This is a genomic window from Rodentibacter rarus, from assembly GCF_001998965.1.
GTDB lineage: Bacteria > Pseudomonadota > Gammaproteobacteria > Enterobacterales > Pasteurellaceae > Rodentibacter > Rodentibacter rarus.
The window spans coordinates 1-5364 of the sequence record NZ_MLHJ01000079.1; the positions used below are offsets into that span (position 1 = coordinate 1).

Below are 5364 nucleotides of genomic sequence, written 5' to 3' on the forward strand. Positions count from 1 at the left end.
TTTTATAACGGACACACGCAGTGTGTCCCTACGTTCTGTTAAAATTTCTATTTTTGTGCATTTGCTACATAATACCGGTATTATTTGGTATTATCTTTTCGCTTTTTTAATAAATTTCATCAAACGTTTGCGTTTGCGTAACTGATTTGGCGTCAGTTTATTTTTACGCCCGGCAAAAGGGTTTGCCCCTTCTTGGAAAAGAAGACGAATAGGTGAACCGATAATCTTCAAGCTCTTGCGATAATAGTTCGATAGATAACGCTTATAAGAATCCGGTAATTTTTCCATTTGATTACCATGCACCACAATAATCGGCGGATTATAGCCACCCGGATGAGCATATTTTAATTTAATGCGGCGCCCCCCCACCATAGGCGGTTGATGCTCATCTGTCGCCATTTGCAAAATGCGTGTCAGCATTGAAGTGGTCATTTTTTGTGTGGCGCAAGCATAGGCTTCTTTAATCGAATCAAAGAGATTTCCCACCCCACTGCCGTGCAATGCAGAAATGAAATGCACTCGGGCAAAATCAATAAAATCTAAGCGGCGATCAAGTTCTGATTTCACACGGTCTTTGATTTCTTGATCCAATCCATCCCATTTATTCACCACAATAACCAGGGAACGTCCGGCATTTAAAATAAAACCGAGTAACGATAAATCTTGGTCTGAAATATTTTCACGGGCATCAATAGTGAGCAACACCACATTGGCATCTTGAATCGCTTGCAAGGTTTTAATCACCGAAAATTTTTCCACCGCAAGATGTACTTTTCCCCGTTTACGCACCCCGGCAGTATCAATCAAGGTATATTGCTGACCGTCACGCTCCATAGGGATATAAATGCTATCACGAGTGGTACCCGGCATATCATAAACCACCACCCGATCCTCACCTAAAATACGGTTAGTGAGTGTTGATTTCCCCACATTTGGGCGACCCACAATGGCGATCTTGATGTTTTTGTCTTGTTCGTCTTCATTTTCTTCTTCCAAGGCTTCATCAAGTAATGAGGTGTCTTCTTCCGAATCAAAATCAAATTCTTGTTCCCACTCATCTTGTTCCTCATCAGAAGTGCGGTCAATTTTTTCCGCGTTTTCCATTTTTTCGGCGAAGGGAGCTAACACCTGTTCCATTAATTGCGTGACGCCACGCCCTTGAGAGGCGGCGATTTGCGCAATCTCACCCAAACCGAGTTGATAAAATTCTGCACAGTGGGAATCGGCATCAATGCCATCGGTTTTATTCGCCACCAACACCGTGATTTTATTTTGACGTTGGCGTAAATAATTCGCGATACCAATATCGGCTGCCGTTAAACCTGCACGGGCATCCACAAGAAAAAGCACGATATCCGCTTCTTCAATCGCAAGCAGTGACTGCTCTGCCATTTTTTCTTCCACCCCTTCTTCTGTGCCATCAATCCCACCGGTATCGATCACAATAAATTCATAGCCTGAAATATGGGCATGACCATATTTGCGATCACGGGTCAAACCAGGGAAGTCCGCCACTAAAGCATCACGGGTACGGGTTAGGCGATTAAACAAAGTGGATTTTCCCACATTCGGGCGCCCCACAAGGGCTACAACAGGAGTTGTCATAAAAATCTCTTTTCTTATCAAAAATGGGCGACATTATAGCGGAAGTTAGGGCGTTGGTAAAAAGCGATTTGAACACAGGCAAATAAAAAGCCACGAATAAAAATCGTGGCTTTCTCAATACTGTTTATTTATTCATAAATTTCGTTACAGTAATCTCGCTTTCAAGAAGCAGTTTGAAAGCGAGGGTTGCGTTTTTTCGCAACATTTGAAGAGGATAATCACATGATTAAAATTATTATCCTTGTCGTACTGCTATTATTAGTGAGTTTTCCGGCTTACTGTTAATAACGACATACTAGGGAGTTCGCCGCTCCCTAGTGCTTCAAATCTTAAGCATTGATAAAAATCTTGCCAAGAACGGCAAAAAACTTCAGGTATAAAAAATGCACCCCAAAGGTGCATTTTTTATTCTAAAAAGAATTGGCGGAATGGACGGGACTCGAACCCGCGACCCCCTGCGTGACAGGCAGGTATTCTAACCAGCTGAACTACCACTCCGCTGTTCTATTTTGTATTGATCTATCTTCACAAAGATGTCAATAAGGAGTAAATGAAAGAATTGGCGGAATGGACGGGACTCGAACCCGCGACCCCCTGCGTGACAGGCAGGTATTCTAACCAGCTGAACTACCACTCCGCTAAGTGGTGCGTATCATAATGATCCGTAGTTATCTCGTCAATCTTTTTTTTTCATTTCACGTTCAGCTGTTTATTTAATGCACGGATTCATCCCCAATACGTAAATCCCACAGACATTTTCCATCACTCTTTTTATTGATCATTTTTAATAATTCCAAATGCGCTTGCAATTCTTCTTCATTCGGTTGGAGACGTTTTAAATTATTGGAAAAAGTCACCGCACTTTCAATTGATTCTTGCACATTCCCTTCTACCATAGGGAGCACAGCACTCTCTTCTTCCCCTTCATCAAACAAGCTGGTTTGCCCGCCTGTCATCGAAAGATAAACGTCCGCTAAAATTTCCGCATCCAGTAACGCCCCGTGCAAGGTTCGCTTGCTGTTATCAATACCTAATCGATCACACAAAGCATCCAAACTGTTCCGTTTGCCCGGATACATCTGGCGTGCCATTTGCAAGGTATCCGTCACCACACAAATCTCTTCGGTTTTCACCGCGAGCCCAAGCTTACGAAATTCATAGTCCATAAACCCCACATCAAAGGGCGCATTGTGGATCAAAAGTTCAGCACCTTTAATATAATCTAAAAATTCTTGCGCAATGGCTTTAAATTCCGGCTTATCTGCAAGCATCTCATCGGTAATCCCGTGAACTTTTATCGCCTCCGGATCCACGGGGCGCTTAGGATTAATATAAATATGAAAATTATTGCCCGTATAACGGCGATTCACCAATTCCACCGCACCAATTTCAATAATACCGTGACCTTCATAATGCGCCCCCAGTTGGCTCATCCCCGTGGTTTCCGTATCCAGCACAATTTGGCGATTTGGATTAATCATTTGTTCAACCTATTCCTTTCTATTAAAATGCTTGCCATTGTACACAACAACGATTTTGTTATGCAAAAACAGATTGAAATTTTTACTGACGGCTCTTGTCTTGGTAACCCCGGCGCAGGCGGAATCGGTATTCTATTGCGTTATAAACAACACGAAAAAGAACTCTCCAAAGGTTATTTCACCACCACCAACAACCGAATGGAATTGCGTGCAGTAATTGAAGCACTCAACACCCTAAAAGAGCCCTGCCAAATCACCCTTTATAGTGACAGCCAATATATGAAAAAAGGCATCACCCAATGGATTTTTAATTGGAAAAAAAATAATTGGAAAGCCGCTAGCGGTAAACCGGTGAAAAACCAAGATTTATGGATGGCACTCGATCATGCCATTCAACCCCACAGTATTGAATGGAAATGGGTAAAAGGTCATATGGGGCATCGTGAAAATGAAATTTGTGATGCCTTAGCAAAAGCAGGGGCAACGAATCCGACTTTCAACGATGAGGGATACCAATCCGAATAAACAAAAGTGCGGTTGATTTTCTTATTATTTTATGAACAAAAATTTGTTGAAATTTTGAACTTATTTGCCTAAAAAATGTGATCTTGATCTGATATTTAAACATTAGCAACCGTTTTCCATTGACAGAAAAAAGGCTTTTTGCAATGATCCAAGCCGCCTATTTGGGCGGCTTGACATTTTAAATAATGAAAAGTTCAGTCTTGGTCATTAACAAACCAATAAGAAATAACAATGATGAAAAAAACACTAGCAGCATTAATCGTCGGTGCATTTGCCGCCTCAGCAGCGAATGCGACAGTAATTTATGACAACGAAGGGACTAAAGTTGAGTTAAACGGTTCTCTTCGTATTTTATTAGAAAAGTCTAACAAATCTGGAGAGTGGTCACTAAAAGATGCAAATGGAAAGACTATTGCAGAAGGTAAAAGACACTCCCACACTGGTTTAAAAAACCATGATTCTCGTGTGGAAATTAAAGTAAGACACGAACTTGGTGATGGTTTCTATGCTTTAGGTCGTACAGAAGTGCGTTTTGATGGTAAAGATGAAAGTGGAAATCAAGAGGCTGATGAAGATGGTTTCGGTTCATTAAGAGCACATCGTGCCTACATCGGATTAGGAAAAAAAGAACTTGGTCAAGTAACTTTTGGTCGCCAAGTAACAATTGGTGATGATGTCGGTATCGCAAATGACTATGCATACGGAATTTTACCTGATTACGTTCCTACTTCAGGTAAATCGGTAATTCGTTATGACTACTATGGTATTGATGGTTTACAATTAGGTGTAAGCTATCAGTTTGCTGAAAAACGTGATATAGACAACGAAGTTACTGTAGGAAAACTATCTAATGGTACTCAAGCTGGTTTTATTTATAATAAAGATGGTCTAATTTTACAAGGGGTTTATGACCGTACCAACTACAAAACCTCAGGCTCTGCAAAACGTAATGTTGATGGAGTTATGTTGAGTGCAGGTTATGATTTCCAAAGTTTCCTTATCTCACTTGATGGTGGTTACCAAAAAGATAAGACTGACGGTCAAGAAGCTACAAAATCTTTCTTTATTTCTCCAGGATTTAAAGTTCCTGTAATTGCTGATGTAAGTAGTGTTTACGGTAACTACTTGTATGAACAAGAGAAAGAAGGTAATGATAAGACTAAGACTCATGGCTTCTTGCTAGGGGTTGATTACAAACTTCACAAGCAAGTAATGACTTTCATTGAAGGAAAATATGTACAATCTAAGGACTATACAAATGGCAACTATGTTGATGGTTCTAAAATCAAAGATAAGGCTATCGGTGTAGGTCTGCGTGTTTATTTCTAATTGTTAAATTAGAAAACTTACAAAGAGGCGAATCGAAAGGTTCGCCTTTTCTTTATTATTTGCAATCCCCTCTCACCCCATATATAATTCCCAGAGTGCTGGAGCACCTAAAAGAAACAAACCCAAAATGAACTTTAGTCTCACATTTATTACCTCAATAAATATCTTCGGTGAATTATCTAAACAGTAAAAATGAACAATATAGGAAATCAATATGAAAACGATACAACGTACTTGCATTGCTAATTTCCTTATTGGCTTTGGCTCAATTCTCAATTTTTCTCCTGCTTTCTCCTCACCTACAGTGATAACCTTAGAGGATGATATACAAAATATGAATAATGATCTAAAACAACTTGGTGATGATATAAAAGAAGGGATAAGCCAAATTACTTATGAATACAGAAGGGGCTGTACTAGATAA

General features: G+C 40.2%; 6 protein-coding genes and 2 tRNA genes. 4 read left to right on the top strand and 4 right to left on the bottom strand.

Annotated elements, in window-relative coordinates; all coding sequences use genetic code 11:
- Positions 1-90: 90 nt before the first annotated feature.
- On the bottom strand, positions 91-1605 hold the full coding sequence (gene der / locus BKK50_RS08300; RefSeq protein WP_077417130.1) for a ribosome biogenesis GTPase Der: 1515 nt from the start codon (positions 1603-1605) through the stop codon (positions 91-93).
- A 222-nt stretch (positions 1606-1827) separates the two neighbouring features.
- On the opposite strand from der, the gene BKK50_RS13225 reads away from it, so the two are divergent.
- On the top strand, positions 1828-1890 hold the full coding sequence (locus tag BKK50_RS13225) for a hypothetical protein (RefSeq protein WP_370597095.1): 63 nt from the start codon (positions 1828-1830) through the stop codon (positions 1888-1890).
- A 136-nt stretch (positions 1891-2026) separates the two neighbouring features.
- Here the strand turns inward: BKK50_RS13225 and BKK50_RS08305 are convergent.
- The 3 genes from BKK50_RS08305 to dnaQ form a co-directional block, all read right to left on the bottom strand.
- Positions 2027-2103: transfer RNA gene (locus BKK50_RS08305), tRNA-Asp, on the bottom strand.
- Positions 2104-2165: 62 nt separating this feature from the next.
- Positions 2166-2242, bottom strand: a tRNA-Asp gene (locus tag BKK50_RS08310).
- A 76-nt stretch (positions 2243-2318) separates the two neighbouring features.
- The gene (gene dnaQ / locus BKK50_RS08315) at positions 2319-3086 is read right to left on the bottom strand and encodes a DNA polymerase III subunit epsilon (protein WP_077417132.1); all 768 of its coding nucleotides are present in this window, start codon (positions 3084-3086) and stop codon (positions 2319-2321) included.
- Positions 3087-3146: 60 nt separating this feature from the next.
- On the opposite strand from dnaQ, the gene rnhA reads away from it, so the two are divergent.
- The 3 genes from rnhA (at position 3147) to BKK50_RS08330 (ending at position 5364) form a co-directional block, all read left to right on the top strand.
- On the top strand, positions 3147-3611 hold the full coding sequence (rnhA, locus tag BKK50_RS08320; RefSeq protein WP_077417134.1) for a ribonuclease HI: 465 nt from the start codon (positions 3147-3149) through the stop codon (positions 3609-3611).
- A gap of 234 nt (positions 3612-3845) precedes the next feature.
- Complete coding sequence (locus BKK50_RS08325) at positions 3846-4940, top strand: porin (protein ID WP_077417138.1); 1095 nt, start codon at positions 3846-3848, stop codon at positions 4938-4940.
- A 214-nt stretch (positions 4941-5154) separates the two neighbouring features.
- A complete protein-coding gene (locus BKK50_RS08330) occupies positions 5155-5364 on the top strand; it encodes a hypothetical protein (protein ID WP_077417136.1) in 210 nt (69 codons plus the stop codon).

Coding starts and splice junctions, on each gene's coding strand:
- der (WP_077417130.1), bottom strand. CDS start 1,605: ATGACAACTCCTGTTGTAGCCCTTGTGGGGCGCCCGAATGTGGGAAAA.
- dnaQ (WP_077417132.1), bottom strand. CDS start 3,086: ATGATTAATCCAAATCGCCAAATTGTGCTGGATACGGAAACCACGGGG.
- rnhA (WP_077417134.1), top strand. CDS start 3,147: ATGCAAAAACAGATTGAAATTTTTACTGACGGCTCTTGTCTTGGTAAC.
- BKK50_RS08325 (WP_077417138.1), top strand. CDS start 3,846: ATGAAAAAAACACTAGCAGCATTAATCGTCGGTGCATTTGCCGCCTCA.
- BKK50_RS08330 (WP_077417136.1), top strand. CDS start 5,155: ATGAAAACGATACAACGTACTTGCATTGCTAATTTCCTTATTGGCTTT.